Source organism: Mesorhizobium sp. M0500, assembly GCF_040321165.1.
In the GTDB taxonomy this organism is placed as follows: domain Bacteria; phylum Pseudomonadota; class Alphaproteobacteria; order Rhizobiales; family Rhizobiaceae; genus Mesorhizobium.
In genome coordinates this window covers 113545-129043 of the sequence record NZ_JAMYRB010000007.1, presented here as the reverse complement: position 1 = coordinate 129043, position 15499 = coordinate 113545, and the positions used below count along the sequence as shown (strand labels likewise).

The window sequence follows — 15499 nt, the reverse complement described above, 5'->3', positions numbered from 1 at the left end:
TGGGCTAGGCAGCAGCGCCGCAGGCCGGATTGCCCGCCTGCCAGCGGGCAATGTCCGAGCCGATGCGGGCGCCGAGCGGTTCCGCCATCAATGGGCCGAACACGTCGACGCGGCTCGAATTGCCTTGCGCCTGCACGACCAGCAACGGCTTTCCACCATAATGTTTGGCCGGCACCAGCAGGAAGCGCGGCGTGCCGCTGAACGAATTCAGCTCGTTGGCCATCTGGTAAGATTTGAAGGCAGGGTCCTTGCTGGCGATCCAGCATTTGTGGGCAGCTATTGCCACCTGCTCCATGGCAAGCAGTGACGCACTCTTGCCCGCCGGCGCCGGCGCGCTCTTCGGGCCTGACTGGCAGGAGGCGAGTACAAGCCCGGCGGCAGTAGCGACGGCGAGGCGCGTGGTCGTCGGTCTCATGTTCAAGCGGCGCCCATCTCGAGTTCGGACAGAAAGATCTTCAGACCGTCTGTCATCTCACCCCAGACGCGCGACAGCGCGGGATGCTGCAAGGCTATTTGCTCGTAGGCATCGAATTTCGGATAGGCGTCAAGCAAATCGGGGCGGCCCATCGTTGTCCTGAAATTGTTGAAGACGAAGCGGGTCGGCGTCAACCACGCATCGGCAAAGGAGATGTCGTCGCCGAGCGCGAACGGGCCATGCGCCATGCGGGCCTCGATTGCCGCAAGCCCGTGATGCAATCGGGCGAACTGTGCCTTGATCTCCGCCTCGTTGCGCTGCGGCACGAAATAGAGTTCGAACAGCTTCATGGTCGGGGCGAGCACGTCAAGGTCGGTGATGCGGGCGAACATGCGCACCAACGCCCGGTCTTTCGTATCCTTGGGCAGCAGCGCCGGCTCGGGGAAACGCTCCTCCAGATATTCGGCAATGACTACCGATTCGACGATCGTTTCGCCGGAACCGGTGATCAGCACCGGAATCCTGTTGAGCGGCGAGATGGCACGAAATGCCTCGGGGATGGGGAACCCCGGCGGCGGTGCCATGAGCTTGAGCGGCACGTTCTTGATGTAGGCCAACGCCAGCACGATCGACGAATAGGGCGACAACGGCCGCGAATAGAGTTTCATGACCGTCGCTCCAGGAGGAAAATTGAAGGTATCAAGCGGCGATGCCCAGCGCGCTTTCGAACAGCGCCCGGCCGTCGCTTCCGCCATGCGCCGCTTCGATCAGGTTCTCGGGATGCGGCATCAGGCCGAGCACATTGCCATGGCCGTTGACGATGCCGGCAATGTCGTTGATCGAGCCGTTGGGATTGGTGCCTACGGCATAGCGGAACACCACCTGGCCTTCGCCTTCGAGGCGGGCCAGCGTTTCGGCATCGGCAAAATAATTGCCGTCATGGTGCGCCACCGGCGCGCGGATGATCTGGCCCGGCTGATAGCGGCGGGTGAACATCGTGTTGGCGTTGGCGATCTGCAGCTTCACCTGACGGCAGACGAATTTCAGCGAGGTATTGCGCATCAATGCGCCCGGCAGCAAGCCGGCCTCGACCAGGATCTGGAAGCCGTTGCAGACGCCGATGACCGTGACGCCCTTGGCCGCCCTTTCGGCCACAGCCCGCATTACTGGCATGCGCGCGGCAATGGCGCCGCAGCGCAGATAATCGCCGAACGAAAAGCCGCCGGGAATGGCGATCAGGTCGACATCGGGAATTTCGGTGTCGGTCTGCCAGACGGTGACCGGCGGCGTGCCGGAAATCTTGGTCAGCGCCGCGATCATGTCGCGGTCGCGATTGAGGCCGGGGAGCAGGACGACGGCTGATTTCACCTCAGGCGATCTCCACCGCGTAATTCTCAATCACCGTATTCGCCAGAAGCTTGTCGCACATGGCTTTCAGATCGGCCTCGGCCTTGGCGCTGTCGCTCTCGGCCAATTCGACGTCGAAAACCTTGCCTTGCCGCACCTGGCCGATGCCGCCGAAGCCCATTCCGGACAGCGCATGCTCGATTGCCTTGCCTTGTGGGTCTAGCACGCCGTTCTTGAGGGTTACGGTAATGCGGGCCTTGATCACGCTGGACATGCTCCTGTTCATCTGTTGAGCGGGCAAGCCGTCAGTGCGGCTTGCCTTTGACGCCGTCGGTCGATGCGACGAGCACCGGCCCGGCCGGACGCGGTGGCTCGTTCTCGTTCATGATGCCGAGACGGCGGGCAACTTCCTGATAAGCCTCGACCAGCCCGCCCATGTCGCGGCGGAAGCGGTCCTTGTCGAGCTTGTCCTGCGTCGCCACGTCCCACAGCCGGCAGGAATCCGGCGAGATCTCATCGGCAACGACGATGCGCATCATATCGCCTTCGAACAGGCGGCCGCATTCGATTTTGAAATCGACCAGCTGGATGCCGACGCCCATGAACAGGCCGGAAAGGAAGTCGTTGACGCGAATGGCCAGCGCCATGACATCGTCGATCTCCTGTGGGCTCGCCCAGCCGAAGGCGGTGATGTGCTCTTCCGATACCATCGGATCGTCGAGCGCATCGGCCTTGTAATAGAATTCGATGATCGAGCGCGGCAGCACTGTGCCTTCCTCGATGCCCAGGCGCTTGGCCAGCGAGCCGGCGGCGACGTTGCGCACCACCACTTCGAGCGGGATGATCTCGACTTCCTTGATCAGCTGCTCGCGCATGTTGAGCCGGCGGATGAAGTGGGTCGGAATGCCCATCCGGTTGAGATGATTGAAGATGTGCTCGGAAATGCGGTTGTTGAGCACGCCTTTGCCATCGACGATTTCATGCTTCTTCTTGTTGAAAGCGGTAGCGTCGTCCTTGAAGAACTGGATCAGCGTGCCAGGCTCCGGTCCCTCATAAAGGATCTTGGCCTTGCCTTCATAAATGCGGCGGCGATTTTTCATCTGATTTTTCTCTGGATTTGCGGGCAGGCGGCAAGCGACCAGTTCCTGTCCGTCTGCCTAAAATAAGATGGCGACGGTGGGGTTCAATGCCGGTGTCTATCCCAATCGCACTGTTTGCTCAATCGGCAAATCCTTTCAATCAACCGCTTTCGGGCACCGAAATGCCGCAGCGCAGCAAGCAATGTAGCATATTGACCGGCCGGCGCCCTTTTGGTTTGTGCTCCGGCAACACATATTGGCACAACGAATCGGATTTCACGGAGGGATGCCATGAGCAGCATGAAAGACCGCGAAGAGGGCTTTGAGCGCAAATTCGCATTCGACGAGGAACTTCGGTTCAAGGCTGCGGCACGCCGCAACAGAGCGCTCGGCCTGTGGGCTGCCGAAAAGCTCGGCAAGTCCGGCGCCGATGCCGACGCTTATGCCAGGGAAGTGGTCGTCAGCGACATCGAGGAAGCTGGCGATCACGACGTTTTCCGCAAGATACGCAAGGATTTCGATGCCGCCGGCATCGACCAGTCGGACCATCAGATCCGCCGCACCATGGATGAATTGATGGCGCAGGCGATCGAGCAGATCAAGAACACCTGATCCCCATCGATACTCTTCGAACGCTGGACCAATCGACCGCCCGGCCTCACCGGGCGGTTTTTCTTTGCCTTTGCGGTCATTTCCGGCTGAATTGCTGCAAGCAAAGAGGAAATCGCCAATGTCCCTGAAGTCACGCCTTGCGGCCGACGAGACGCTGTTCACCGCATGGTCCGGCGTGCCGGATGCGTTGACGGTCGAGATACTGGCCAGGCAAGGGTTCGACGCGGTTACGCTCGATATGCAGCATGGTGGCCATCACGAGGATAGCGTACTGCGCGGGCTTGTGCCGGTGCTGGCCGCCAACAAGCCGGCTTTGGTACGCATCCCGGTCGGCCGCTTCGACATGGCCAGCCGTGCGCTTGACTTCGGCGCCGAGGCGGTGATCGCCCCGATGGTGAATTCGGTGGCGGACGCAAAGCTGTTTGCTGCCGCAATGAAATACCCGCCACTCGGCGAGCGCTCCTGGGGCCCGACCTATGCTTTTCCGCGCCATGGCAAGGGCGACTATGCCGACTGGCTGCGCGACAGCAACCAGCGCACCATGGCGTTCGCCATGGTCGAAACGCGGGCCGCGCTTGATGCACTCGACGGCATCCTCGACACGCCGGGCATCGACGGTATCTTCCTTGGCCCGTCGGATTTCTCGATCGCCTGGTCGAAGGGCACCACCGTCAGTTCGACGCTGGAGAGCATGATGGGGACCGTCGCCTCGATCGCCGAGCGCACCCGCAAAGCCGGCAAGCATGCGGCGATCTATGTGATGGAACCGGCCATCGCCGGTCGCGTGGTGTCGATGGGTTACCGGCTGCTGGCGATGGGTTCCGAGCATTCGCTGATTTCGCTTGGGGCAAAGACCCTGCTGAACAGCGTCAGGGATTCGATCGGTTCCTAGAGCAATTCCAGGAAAAGTGTGAAACGGTTTTCCGTCCGGAATTGCGTCAAAACAAAGAGATAGAGCGGTTCGCCGTTTCCGTGAAACGGTGAACCGCTCTAGAGATCCGTCAGGAATTTCGCGAACGTCATCGAGCCTTCAGGCCAGGGGCCGAAGCCGGAATCCGCGTTGAGATGACCGGCATCCCCGGCGTCGATGAACAGCGAGCCCCACGCCCCGGCAATGTCCTCGGCGACGCCGAAGGCGCAGAACGGGTCGCTGCGGCTGGCGATCACCACCGACGGAAACGGCAGCGGGTCGCGCGGATAGGGGCCGAAGGTCATCAGGTGCCTCGGCTTTATCTCTGGATTGGCGACATCGGGCGGCGCCACGAAGAAAGCGCCGGCGACCGGCCTCTCGAACCGAGGCAACGCTTGAATGACCGCCGCGACGCCAAGCGAATGGGCGACGATGACGACCGGCCGCTCGGCCTCGTTAACCGCCTTGGCGACACCGGCCGTCCAATCCTCGCGCACCGGCTTCGACCATTCCGCCTGTTCGACGCGGCGCGCTGTCGATAGTTTCGACTGCCAGCGGCTCTGCCAATGATCGGGGCCGGAATTGGTGTAGCCCGGCACGATGAGAATATCTGCTTCCCTGACTTTCATGGCGCGCATGTAGCGAGAGGCGCTGTCGGGTGCAACCGGGTATGAACTCAACAGCGACACGCAAACGGCCGCTCACGAGCCCGGTTCTGCTCGCTATTGTGAACACCCTGTTCGCTTCTTGCGCTCTTGTGTGAACGATCGCGATCAACGATCTGTCGCCAGGAAAGAATGGCTGTTCCGAGATTTTGGCACGGACATGGCGTAGAATGATTGATGGCGCCGGATTGCTCTGTTGGAAGCTTGTCGAGCGCCGCCTGAACGGAGCACTTTGATGAGCGAACTGCCTTTTGCCGCGACGACCCCGGTCAGCGTTGCCCGCGTCGGCTTGCGGGCGCGCGATGCAGACAATCTCGCTGCCTACTATCGCAAAGTCGTCGGTTTGCAGGAACTGAGCCGCGCCGGCGGCACGATTACGCTCGGCGCAGTCAATCGCCCTTTGCTCGACATCGAAGCGGATCCGGCCGCGAAACCCGATGACCCGCGCAGCGCCGGTCTTTTCCACACCGCCTTCCTGCTACCCAGCCGGGCCGATCTCGGCCGCTGGATCAATCACGCCATCGCCGGCAAGATCGGCATCGAGGGCGCATCCGATCATCTGGTCAGCGAGGCTCTTTACCTAACCGATCCGGAAGGCAACGGCATCGAGATCTATGCCGACCGCCGTCCGCAGGACTGGAAATGGAACGGTGACAAGATAGCGATGGCGACGGAGCGGCTGAACATTCCGTCGGTCGTTGCCGAGGTGCCGGCCGGCGACACCGGCTGGCAGGGCGCGCCGGAAAACAGCATTATCGGCCACGTCCATTTGCGGGTCGGCAGGCCGGAAGAAGCCGAAGCATGGTGGCATCAGGAGTTCGGTTTCGACACAGTGGCAAAGTACGGTGGCGCGGCGGTGTTCCTGTCGTCCGGCGGCTATCATCACCACATTGGCGCAAATGCGTGGCAGAGCGCGGGCGCCGGTCGCCGCGATCCCGCCCGCTCCGGCTTGGCCTGGGTCGAGATGCGCTCGGACAATGCCGCAAGCGAGACCACCCGCGAGGATCCGTGGGGCACGGTAATAAGGACGGTTCCCGGTAAGGCGTAGGTTAGAGGTTCGCTTTTTCGAGCAAGCGGCCAAGCATGAGCAGGCCCGCTGGCCATACGCCCAGGCGGGCCTCGTTTCCCATATGGCCGAGATCGCCGGCATCGGCGATATCCGCGCCCCAGGCTGCGGCAAAAGCGGTCGCCTTGTCGAAGGTGACGCGTGGGTCGCTGCGGCTCGCCACCACCAATGCCGGGAAGGGCAGGCGCTTCAGCGGCATCGGCGCGAACGGGCGCACCGCGTCGAATGAGGGATCGGCATCCTCGACGTTGGTCGCGGCAACCAGGAATGCCGCCGCGACCTTGTCGAGTTGGCTTTGACTGGCGCCGGCAGCCCACTTCACCGCCGTCGCCACCGCCAGCGAATGCGCAAGCAGCACGACGCGGCGCGGTGCGGCGGCCACCGCGGCATCCACCTGGCCGATCCAGTCTTCAGGCTTTGGCCGGTCCCACTCGGCCTGCAGCACGCGGCTCGAATTGGGGAACACCCGGCACCAATGCGACATCCAATGATCCGGCCCGGAATTGCCGCGCCCGGGCAGGGCAAGGAAATCGAAATCTCCGGCCGACGAAATCATCAGGCTTCTCCGAACACTCTGCTGAAGATCGTATCGACGTGCTTGGTATGATAGCCCAGATCGAATTTCTCGCGGATCTCGGCCTCGGGCAAGGCTGCGACAACGTCCTTGTCGGCCAGAAGTTCCTCAAGAAAATCAGCGCCTTGCTCCCACACCTTCATGGCATTGCGCTGCACCAGCCGGTAGGCGTCCTCGCGCGAAACGCCGGCTTGCGTCAGCGCTAGCAGCACGCGCTGCGAATGCACGAGGCCGCGGAATTTGTTCATGTTCTTCAGCATGTTGTCGGGGTAGACGAGCAGTTTGTCGACAACGCTGGTCAGCCGCGAGAGCGCGAAATCGAGCGTCACCGTCGCGTCGGGCCCGATCATGCGCTCGACCGAGGAATGCGAGATGTCGCGCTCGTGCCACAGCGCCACATTCTCCATTGCCGGCAATGCGAACGAGCGCACCATGCGGGCAAGGCCGGTCAGGTTCTCGGTCAGCACCGGGTTGCGCTTGTGCGGCATCGCCGACGAACCCTTCTGTCCGGGTGAAAAGTACTCTTCTGCTTCAAGTACCTCGGTGCGCTGCAGATGGCGCACCTCGATCGCCAGCCGCTCGATCGACGAGGCGATGACGCCGAGCGTGGCGAAGAACATCGCATGGCGGTCGCGCGGAATCACCTGCGTCGACACCGGCTCCGGCTTCAGTCCGAGTTTCTTGGCCACGTATTCTTCGACATAAGGGTCGATATTGGCGAAGGTGCCGACCGCACCAGAGATGGCGCAGGTGGCGATGTCCTCGCGTGCGTGCACCAGCCTCTGGCGGCAACGCGAGAATTCGGCATAGGCCTGCGCCAGCTTGACGCCGAAGGTGGTCGGCTCGGCATGGATGCCGTGGCTGCGGCCGATGGTAATGGTGTCCTTGTGCTCGAAGGCGCGGCGCTTGAGCGCCGCCAGCAGCCCGTCAATGTCGGCCAGCAGGATGTCGCTGGCGCGGGTGAGCTGCACGGCAAAACAGGTGTCGAGAACGTCGGAGGATGTCATGCCTTGGTGGATGAAGCGGGCATCCGGCCCGACGAATTCGGCAAGATGGGTGAGAAAGGCGATGACGTCATGCTTGGTGACCCGCTCGATCTCGTCGATGGCGTCGACGTCGAACTTCGCCGCTCCGCCTTTCTCCCAGATGGTCTTGGCGGCCTCCTTCGGGATGACGCCGAGCTCGGCCAATGCGTCGCAGGCGTAGGCCTCGATCTCGAACCAGATGCGGAACCGGGTTTCGGGCGACCAGATGGCCACCATTTCCGGCCGGGAGTAGCGAGGGATCATCAGTCGGTCCTGACTTGCGAGAGCATTTGCCCGCGTCCTATCAGAGGCAGGCAAAATGCTCAACGTTGCTGGCGCGCAAACCAGACACTGGCGACAGCGAGCGCAATGAAACCGAGCGGAAAATACAGCCGGATGCCAAGGACGACGAACTGGTAGAGTGCCGTCAACATCGTGAACACGAACTGGAAAACCCAGGTGATGGTGAACGCGAGCGCATGCCATTGGACATAGTAGGAGCGGTATTGCAGCCCAAAGAGGCCGCCGGTGACGGCGATCGTCGCTGCGAGAAGGCAGACGAAGGCGGCGGCGAGGGCGATCTCCCAGTGGCGTCCGAGCGAGACGAGCCGCGCCAGGAGAAGCCCAATCGGGAAAGCCAGCGCACCACCGGCAGCATAAAGCAGCGAGACGAAGCGGATCTTTGCCGGGGTCTCCCAATCGTACTGCAGCAGATTGAGCAGCGCGCTGGCGCCCATCGCTGTCGCCCACAGCAAGGCACCGGCAAATGCGGTGCGCAGCGACGGCAGAGCACGGCGGAGACGGCGCAGAGCGCGATAGCGCATGGCGGGGAACGTCACAGGCGACCGGTTACCGCGATCCAGCGATAGTCCGGCCCTTCGAAGCCGTATTGGCGCACCGCGATCAGCACGGCATAGGCGCTGAGGCTATCCAGCGAAAATGTCTGAACCGCGCCGATCTGGTAGCCATTCGGACAGCCTCTGCTTTGCGGGATCGATTTGTCCTCGTGAATGATCCTCGTCTGGCCGCCATCCTTCGCCTCGATGCGCAGCAGGCGAAAGCCATTGATCTCGCCTTGGCTCTGGCAGCGTTCGGTGTCGTTCATGCCGATCTGGTCGAGCCGGAACTCGAGCGGATCGTCGACCGGCGAGAAGATCGGGCGCGGATTGACCACCATGCGGAAGGGATCGGCAGAAAGCTCGGTCACCGGGTTGAAGCCGGCGGTGATGCCGCGATTTGCCGTGAGTTCCGCCTGACTGACGATCGCTTCGCCCCTTTGCCGGGCCTGCAGCCGCGCTGCGGTCACCGTGGCATTCTCGTCGTCGAGCCGGACACGTATCGGCGAGCCCTTCAGGAAACTGTCGTCGGCCGTGTCGATATAATAGCGGATCGCATAGGGAAATCCCGATCCGTCCTGGACGCCGTATTCCTCGAAGGCAAAGACCCCGCCATCACTGCTGAAGCCGAGGATCTCAAGCTCGGCGACATCGCCTGCGTAGGCGGCGGCCAAAGTTGCAAGCGGGGCAAGCAGGCAGACTGCAAACAGGGCAAGATTTCGCATGGGGCTTTCCATTCCGGCGGTCGACGCCCTCAAATTCCTATCACGATGCCGTCAAAAGATCGTGCTGACTGAAACACAAAGTCGATGCATCCAATCCTGCCGTCGTTTGTTATTGTCGGCAACTTCACCGCATCGTGCCTTCCGAAAATCAGGATCGATTTTCGGAAGGCACGGTGCATTGATTCAAAATGTTTAGAGCGTCCTTTGCGCGTTCAAAGGGACGCGCGGCGCTCTAAGGGAGACCCCAATGACTGATGCAGCCAAGATTCGCGAACGTATGGAAGTGATCGGCGCCGACGGCGTCCATGTCGGTACCGTCGACAAGGTTGACGGAGATCGCATAAAGCTGACCAAGCGCGACAGCGGCGAGGGCGCTCACAGGGGCCATCACCACTTCATTCCCCTCAGCCTTGTCGCCGAAGTCGAGGGCCAGAAGGTGCGGCTGTCGGCAAACTCGGATGTTGCGGTCACGTTCGAGGAAGAAAAATCCGAACCCACCTGATCATAATCCAGTCTGATAACGGCTCACCCGAATGAGCGTTGCGCGTTCAGCGCGACGACCAGACCGGGAACAGATCGCCCTCGGCCGGCGTCGCGGCAAAGACGCCGCGGCTGATGGCGCGCGCCATCGTGGCGCCGGCCGCGGCGTAGAGATCGACGGCATCGTTGGGTGCGAGCTCGATGCCGCTCTTGCCCGTTGCCAGCGCGAAGACCAGATCGCCGTCTGCGGGCGTGTGCGTCGGCCAAATGGCACGGACAAAGCCGTCATGCGCCGATATCGCCAGGCGTTTGGCGGCGGCCTTCGTGAGTACCGCATCGGTGGCGATCACGGCGATGGTCGTGTTGGCGCCGGTTTCCGCCTGCTCTGCCGCATGCTTGTCACGGAACTTCAGCAGGACCTTTCTGGCATCGTCAGGCATCGGGTGGGGATAGCCTAACCCGCCGAACTCGTCGCCGATCTCGAACGGCGCCGCCCAGAAATGGCGGGTCCCGGCGACCGTCACCGAGCCGGTCGGGTTGACGGCGGCGAGCGCGCCGATGGTGACGCCGCTGTCCAGCACCGTCGAGGCCGAGCCGAGCCCGCCCTTCAGGCCGGAGCTCAGGGCGCCGGCACCCGCGCCGGCGGTGCCGAGCGCAAAGTCGATCGCGGCGGCTTGCGCGGTTTCGTAGCCGAGGTCGCGGTAAGGCGGATACCGGCCCCAATCCTTGTCGCCGCCATTGCGCAGATCGAACAGGATCGCCGCCGGCACGATCGGCACGCGAAAGCCGCCGACCTCGACGCCGATGCCCCTTTCACGCAATGCCGCCTGCACCCCCGACGCGGCGTCGAGGCCAAAAGCCGACCCGCCCGAAAGCACCACGGCATGGATGGCGTGGATCGAATTGTGCGGCTCGAGCAGGTCGGTTTCGCGGGTGCCCGGCGCACCGCCCAGGATTTGCACGCCGGCCACGGCCGGTTCGTCGCAGATGACGGTGGTCACACCGGATTTCAGCTTGGCATTCGCCGCATTGCCGACACGCAGGCCGGCGACGTCCGTGATGAGATTGCGCGGACCCGTATGGAACATCCCTGTGCTGGACATCATTGGCTCTCCGCCGGCGCGAAACGGCCGCCGTCGAAACGGTAGGCTCGATAAGGATTTTGCGTCAGGTCACCTTTTTCGTCAAAGCGGATCGGTCCGATCGCCGTGGTGAAGTCATGCGCGGTCAGCACGTTGGCTAGCCTCTCGCCGGAGCTTTGCGGCAATGCTGAAGCCGCCTTGGCGATCTCGACCGCGGCATAGGCGGGAAGCGTGTAACCTTCCGGCACGATGTTTTGTCCGGCAAAGCTCTGCAACACCTTGGGGTCGGCGACATCGGCCCATTCGGGCGGCGCGATCATCAGCGTGCCGACGGCATAAGGCACGTCGCCGAGCGGCGCGCGCAACGCTTCGCCGCCGGCAAACACCATGCCGGTATTTAGCTGGCCAGCATCCCGGCCCATAATGGCGACATCATCGCCGTCGCCGCCGGCAAAGACATGCGTTGCGCCGGCTTTCTTCAGCCGGCCGATCAGGCCGATCTGGTTGTCGAGCTGCGGCCGGAACGTGTCGACGAACACCGGCTTCAGAGCCGCTTGCTCGGCGGCTGCCCGAAACGTCTCGGCCATTTCGCGGCCATAGATCGTGCCGTCGTCGACTATGGCGAACAGCTCGGTCTGCCATAGGCGGGTGAGGATGGCAGCGACGGCATTGCGCTCGTCGTCGCCGCGCGGCCCGAGACGATAGATCGGCCATCCGGTCTTGGCGCGCCGGTCGGTCAGGCTTTCCGTGCGAACGCCGACGGTGATCACCGGTATGCCGGCATCCTTGAGGATCGGCAGAGCCGCCTCGATTGCGTCGGTGCACAAAAACCCGATGACGACGTTGACCTTGGCCGCGGTGAACTCCCGCGCGGCGGCGGCGCCACCGTCGGCCGTGCAGGCGTCATCGATCGTCTTGATTTCGGCATCGTTCGCTTCAGCCGCCATTGTCGCGCCGGCCTCGATCTGTTTGCCGAGGATCGCCGACGGCCCCGACAAAGGTGCCGCGACGCCGACCAGCAGCGTCTCGGCATTTGCACTGCAGGCGACCGAGAGCCAGGCCAGCACCGCTATCGTGGTTGTCCAAGGTCGCATGCGAGCGAAGAATTCCTCCACGCCGGTCGCGTGGTTGCCGGCGCCAATGCCGTCAAGACCTAAAGGCTGGCCAGCTTTGGCGCAACACGCGAATTCGGGATATAGGTCAAGCACTTCGCTTGTGGCCTGCAATATCCCCCCATATATAACGGTTGGTTCTGACTAGTGGAAAATCATCGGTGCTGAAGAAGAATGACATCGGGCCGCAGGCCTACCGCGACGCGATGGCCCATTTTGCTGGCCATGTGCATGTAGTCACCACCGATGGCCCTGCCGGCAGGCGCGGCGCGACGGTGATCGCGGCCTGCTCGGTGTCGGACACGCCGCCAACCATCCTGGTTTGCCTCAATCGTGAAAATCCCAAGAACGAGCCGTTCGTGGAAAACGGCAAATTTGCCCTGAACACGCTGGCTTCGGATCAGGAGCCGCTGTCGATCGCCTTTTCCGGCATTACCGGCCTGCCGGTCGAGGAGCGTTTCGCGTTGGCCGAATGGGATGTGATCTCGACCGGTGCGCCGACGCTGAAGGGCGCGCTCGCCGTCTTCGACTGCGAACTGATCGACTCCAAGGATCTGGCCACCCACCGTGTGCTTTTTGGCAAGGTTACAGGTTTGCGCATCGGCGATAATTTGCGGCCGCTGATCTATCACAACCGCGGCTACCACGCTTTGTAGAGGCTTTCAGATGGCCGCGCCCGCGAAGACAGAATGACCGAGTTGAAAACCGCGTCCGGCGCCGCGGATGATCGACGAGGCGCTCGATCTGTTGACCCGTGCGGACTATGTGGCGGACCGGTCGCTGGCAACCGTGCTGTTTTTCATGCGTTCGGTCGACCCGCGCCGGTGGATCGAGGCTGGCGTGAAGCGCGTCGCATAACCACATGTCTGCCAGGGAGAAAATCATGGAACACAGTATCTATCTCGATGAGGCCCGCGATCCGCTGATCATAGCGGAGGGCTGGATGAAGGACGGCAAGGATGTCGCCATTGCCACCGTGGTCGAGACCTGGGGCTCGGCGCCGCGCCCGGTCGGCAGCCACCTGGTGATCGACGCCGAAGGCAATTTCCACGGCTCCGTCTCGGGCGGCTGCGTCGAAGGCGCCGTGGTCACCGAGGCGGTCGATGTTATCGATAGCGGCACGGCCAAAATGCTCGAATTCGGCGTCGCAGACGAGACCGCCTGGCAAGTCGGCCTGTCATGCGGCGGCCGCATCAAGGTCTATGTAGAAAGATTGGGTTGATCTCGAATGGATCCCTATGCGCTGAAGACACTCAACGCCGAACGCCGCGCCCGCCGCGCGGCAATCCTGGTCACCGATCTCGGCGACGGCCGCGACCGTGTCGTGCGCGAGGGCGACCGGGTAGCCGGCGAACTCGGGGCGGCCATCGCCAAGGCATTTCGCACGGGCAATTCCGGTTCGGTCGAAGCTGAGGGACGGACCTTCTTCCTCAACGCACATCTGCCGCAGCCGCGCCTGGTAGTGATCGGCGCCGTCCACATCAGCCAAGCGCTGGCACCGATGGCCCGGATCGCCGGCTATCCCGTAGAGATCATCGACCCGCGAACGGCCTTTGCCACGTCCGACCGCTTTCCCGACATCGCGCTGCATGCCGAATGGCCAGAGGATGTGCTGAAGCGTCAGCCGCTCGATAGCTATACGGCGCTGGCTGCTCTCACCCACGATCCGAAGATCGACGATTTCGCGCTGAAGGCGGCGCTCGACGCCGGCTGCTTTTATGTCGGCGCGCTCGGCAGCCGCAAGACCCACGCCAAACGTGTGGAACGCCTGCTGGCTTCGGGAGCGACCGCCGACCAGATCGCCCGCATTCATGCCCCGATCGGCCTCGACATTGGGGCTGCCAGCCCGGCCGAGATCGCCGTCGCGGTGTTGGCGCAAGCGATCCACGCCTTTCGCTCCCGCGGCCTCGAATCCAAAGGCGCGGTCGCGTGAAATTTGGTCCCGTTGCGATCGATACGGCCGAAGGGGCAGTGCTTGCGCACGCCACCAAGGTCGGAGAGCGCCGCTTCCGCAAGGCGCACAGGCTAAGCGCCGGGGATGTGTCCCTGTTGAAGGCCGCCGGCATTTCCGAGGTCGTAGCGGCGGTGTTGGCGCCCGATGATCTCAGCGAGGACGTCGCTGCCGAAAAGATCGCCGCATCCATGATCCATCGCAACATCGAGGCGAAGCCCGCCGCGACAGGTAGGGTCAACCTCCACGCGCAGGCTGCCGGCATGTTCACCGTCGACGCGGCGATGATCAACGCCATCAACGCCGTCGATCCGACGATCACCATCGCCACGCTCGCGCAGCATGCGCCGGTCGAAAAAGGTCAGATGGTAGCAACGGTGAAGATCATCCCATTTGCGGTCGCCTCCGCTTTGGTCGATGCCCTGGCAAGGATCTGCGCCGGCGGCGAGATATTTGCGGTCAACGCCTATCAGCCGGTGCGCGTCGGCGTCATCCAGACGGTGCTGCCCGGCATCAAACCCAGCGTGCTCGACAAGACGCTGCGCGTCACCGAAGCGCGCCTGGCGCGTTCGGGCGGCAGGCTGACGGCGGAGCGTCGAACCCCGCATGAAATTATCCCCGTCGCCGACGCTGTGGCCTCGCTGATCCGCGACAACGATATGGTGGTTATCTTCGGCGCCTCGGCGATGGCCGATTTCGGCGACGTCGTTCCTGCTGCGATCGAAAGGGCGGGCGGCACTGTCATCCGCGCCGGTATGCCGGTCGATCCCGGCAATCTATTGGTGCTCGGCACACTCGGCGGCAAGCGCATCATCGGTGCGCCGGGCTGCGCCCGCAGTCCCAAGGAGAACGGCTTCGACTGGGTGCTCGACCGGCTGATCGCCGGTCTCGACGTGACCGCCAGGGATATTGCCGGCATGGGTGTCGGCGGGCTGTTGATGGAAATTCAGACGCGGCCGCAACCGCGCGAGCCGTTGCCGGCCAAAGCCGAACCAAAGATCGAGATCGTGCTTCTGGCCGCCGGCCGCTCCAGCCGCATGGGCGGGCCGAACAAGCTCTTGGCACTGTTCGATGGCAAGCCCCTGGTCCGCCGCACCGCCGAACGCGCGGTCGGTTCGAAAGCCGCGGCCACCATCGTCGTCACCGGCCACCAGAGCGAGCGCGTGCGCAGTGCACTGTCTGGCCTCGATGTGACCTTCGCCGACAATCCGGATTTCGCCGAGGGTCTGTCTTCGTCGCTGAAGGCCGGCATCGCCAAGATTTCCGGCGACGCCGCCGGCGCCATGATTGTCCTCGGCGATATGCCCGGCGTCGCCTCGGCCGACCTCGACAGGCTGATCGAGGCGTTCCGCAGGTCCGAAGGCCGATCAGTGGTGCGGGCCTCGCACGATGGGCGGCGCGGCAACCCGGTGCTGCTGCCGCGCTCGCTGTTCGCCGCGATCGCTCACCTCGAAGGCGATACCGGTGCCCGCCATCTGGTCGAGGCCGAAGGGCTCGACGTCATCGATGTCGAGATCGGCGAAGGGGCAGCCGTCGATGTCGACACGCGCGAGGCGCTGGAAAGCGCCGGCGGCGTGCTGCAGGATTGACAAACCGAAGCCGAAAAACGCATGGCTGCGG

Annotated in this window: 20 protein-coding genes and 1 pseudogene; 9 read left to right on the top strand and 12 right to left on the bottom strand. The window is 63.2% G+C overall.

Annotation, left to right across the window (positions count from 1 at the left end; genetic code table 11):
• Positions 1–4: 4 nt before the first annotated feature.
• Genes NKI70_RS15630 through purC form a run of 5 tightly spaced genes read right to left on the bottom strand, consistent with a single transcriptional unit; the run spans position 5 to position 2862 of the window.
• Positions 5–415, bottom strand: a complete 411-nt coding sequence (locus NKI70_RS15630) for a hypothetical protein (RefSeq protein ID WP_352457781.1) — start codon at positions 413–415, stop codon at positions 5–7.
• A gap of 2 nt (positions 416–417) precedes the next feature.
• Positions 418–1083: a glutathione S-transferase family protein gene (locus NKI70_RS15625; protein WP_352724731.1), complete on the bottom strand. Its 666-nt coding sequence runs from the start codon at positions 1081–1083 to the stop codon at positions 418–420.
• Positions 1084–1114: 31 nt separating this feature from the next.
• Positions 1115–1783 carry a phosphoribosylformylglycinamidine synthase subunit PurQ gene (gene purQ, locus NKI70_RS15620; RefSeq protein ID WP_352699989.1) on the bottom strand — a complete coding sequence of 223 codons (669 nt, stop codon included), beginning with the start codon at positions 1781–1783 and terminating at the stop codon, positions 1115–1117.
• A 1-nt stretch (position 1784) separates the two neighbouring features.
• Entirely contained in the window at positions 1785–2027 is a 243-nt protein-coding gene (gene purS, locus NKI70_RS15615; RefSeq protein ID WP_352700012.1) for a phosphoribosylformylglycinamidine synthase subunit PurS, read from the bottom strand.
• A gap of 40 nt (positions 2028–2067) precedes the next feature.
• A complete protein-coding gene (purC, locus tag NKI70_RS15610; RefSeq protein ID WP_023674725.1) occupies positions 2068–2862 on the bottom strand; it encodes a phosphoribosylaminoimidazolesuccinocarboxamide synthase in 795 nt (264 codons plus the stop codon).
• 270 nt (positions 2863–3132) lie between these two features.
• Here purC and NKI70_RS15605 point away from each other — a divergent pair, with 270 nt between their 5' ends.
• Positions 3133–3453: a DUF1476 domain-containing protein gene (locus NKI70_RS15605; RefSeq protein WP_023674726.1), complete on the top strand. Its 321-nt coding sequence runs from the start codon at positions 3133–3135 to the stop codon at positions 3451–3453.
• Positions 3454–3571: 118 nt separating this feature from the next.
• The gene (locus NKI70_RS15600; protein ID WP_352637833.1) at positions 3572–4345 is read left to right on the top strand and encodes an HpcH/HpaI aldolase family protein; all 774 of its coding nucleotides are present in this window, start codon (positions 3572–3574) and stop codon (positions 4343–4345) included.
• A 98-nt stretch (positions 4346–4443) separates the two neighbouring features.
• Here NKI70_RS15600 and NKI70_RS15595 read toward each other — a convergent pair whose 3' ends face one another.
• The gene (locus tag NKI70_RS15595) at positions 4444–4992 is read right to left on the bottom strand and encodes an RBBP9/YdeN family alpha/beta hydrolase (RefSeq protein WP_352724751.1); all 549 of its coding nucleotides are present in this window, start codon (positions 4990–4992) and stop codon (positions 4444–4446) included.
• A gap of 271 nt (positions 4993–5263) precedes the next feature.
• Between NKI70_RS15595 and NKI70_RS15590 the strand changes: the two genes are divergently transcribed.
• Entirely contained in the window at positions 5264–6076 is an 813-nt protein-coding gene (locus tag NKI70_RS15590; RefSeq protein ID WP_352590699.1) for a VOC family protein, read from the top strand.
• 1 nt (position 6077) lies between these two features.
• On the opposite strand, the gene NKI70_RS15585 is transcribed toward NKI70_RS15590, so the two are convergent.
• Genes NKI70_RS15585 through NKI70_RS15570 form a run of 4 tightly spaced genes read right to left on the bottom strand, consistent with a single transcriptional unit; the run spans position 6078 to position 9254 of the window.
• Complete coding sequence (locus NKI70_RS15585) at positions 6078–6650, bottom strand: RBBP9/YdeN family alpha/beta hydrolase (RefSeq protein ID WP_352699987.1); 573 nt, start codon at positions 6648–6650, stop codon at positions 6078–6080.
• Entirely contained in the window at positions 6650–7957 is a 1308-nt protein-coding gene (purB, locus tag NKI70_RS15580; protein ID WP_352699985.1) for an adenylosuccinate lyase, read from the bottom strand. The genes NKI70_RS15585 and purB overlap by 1 nt, the downstream gene beginning before the upstream one ends.
• Positions 7958–8016: 59 nt before the next feature.
• Complete coding sequence (locus NKI70_RS15575) at positions 8017–8517, bottom strand: hypothetical protein (RefSeq protein WP_352699983.1); 501 nt, start codon at positions 8515–8517, stop codon at positions 8017–8019.
• A gap of 11 nt (positions 8518–8528) precedes the next feature.
• Positions 8529–9254 (bottom strand): DUF2259 domain-containing protein, encoded by a 726-nt coding sequence (locus NKI70_RS15570; RefSeq protein WP_352699981.1) that lies wholly within the window; start codon positions 9252–9254, stop codon positions 8529–8531.
• Between the two features lie 247 nt (positions 9255–9501).
• On the opposite strand from NKI70_RS15570, the gene NKI70_RS15565 reads away from it, so the two are divergent.
• Positions 9502–9756 (top strand): DUF2171 domain-containing protein, encoded by a 255-nt coding sequence (locus NKI70_RS15565; RefSeq protein ID WP_023674734.1) that lies wholly within the window; start codon positions 9502–9504, stop codon positions 9754–9756.
• A gap of 46 nt (positions 9757–9802) precedes the next feature.
• On the opposite strand, the gene NKI70_RS15560 is transcribed toward NKI70_RS15565, so the two are convergent.
• Together NKI70_RS15560 and NKI70_RS15555 are read right to left on the bottom strand one after the other, a co-directional pair.
• Positions 9803–10822 (bottom strand): P1 family peptidase, encoded by a 1020-nt coding sequence (locus NKI70_RS15560; RefSeq protein ID WP_352700010.1) that lies wholly within the window; start codon positions 10820–10822, stop codon positions 9803–9805.
• 14 nt (positions 10823–10836) lie between these two features.
• A complete protein-coding gene (locus tag NKI70_RS15555) occupies positions 10837–11910 on the bottom strand; it encodes a branched-chain amino acid ABC transporter substrate-binding protein (protein ID WP_352724730.1) in 1074 nt (357 codons plus the stop codon).
• Positions 11911–12089: 179 nt separating this feature from the next.
• On the opposite strand from NKI70_RS15555, the gene NKI70_RS15550 reads away from it, so the two are divergent.
• The 5 genes and pseudogenes from NKI70_RS15550 to NKI70_RS15530 all read left to right on the top strand — a co-directional run bounded on the left by NKI70_RS15550 (position 12090) and on the right by NKI70_RS15530 (position 15468).
• Entirely contained in the window at positions 12090–12584 is a 495-nt protein-coding gene (locus NKI70_RS15550; RefSeq protein WP_023674737.1) for a flavin reductase, read from the top strand.
• Between the two features lie 33 nt (positions 12585–12617).
• Positions 12618–12726 (top strand): annotated as a pseudogene (locus tag NKI70_RS33960) (AAA family ATPase); the annotation flags it as partial.
• A gap of 85 nt (positions 12727–12811) precedes the next feature.
• Positions 12812–13150 carry an XdhC family protein gene (locus NKI70_RS15540; RefSeq protein ID WP_352570856.1) on the top strand — a complete coding sequence of 113 codons (339 nt, stop codon included), beginning with the start codon at positions 12812–12814 and terminating at the stop codon, positions 13148–13150.
• A 6-nt stretch (positions 13151–13156) separates the two neighbouring features.
• Entirely contained in the window at positions 13157–13861 is a 705-nt protein-coding gene (locus NKI70_RS15535; protein ID WP_352570857.1) for an XdhC family protein, read from the top strand.
• Positions 13858–15468, top strand: a complete 1611-nt coding sequence (locus tag NKI70_RS15530; protein ID WP_352724729.1) for an NTP transferase domain-containing protein — start codon at positions 13858–13860, stop codon at positions 15466–15468. The genes NKI70_RS15535 and NKI70_RS15530 overlap by 4 nt, the downstream gene beginning before the upstream one ends.
• The last annotated feature ends 31 nt before the right edge of the window (positions 15469–15499 follow it).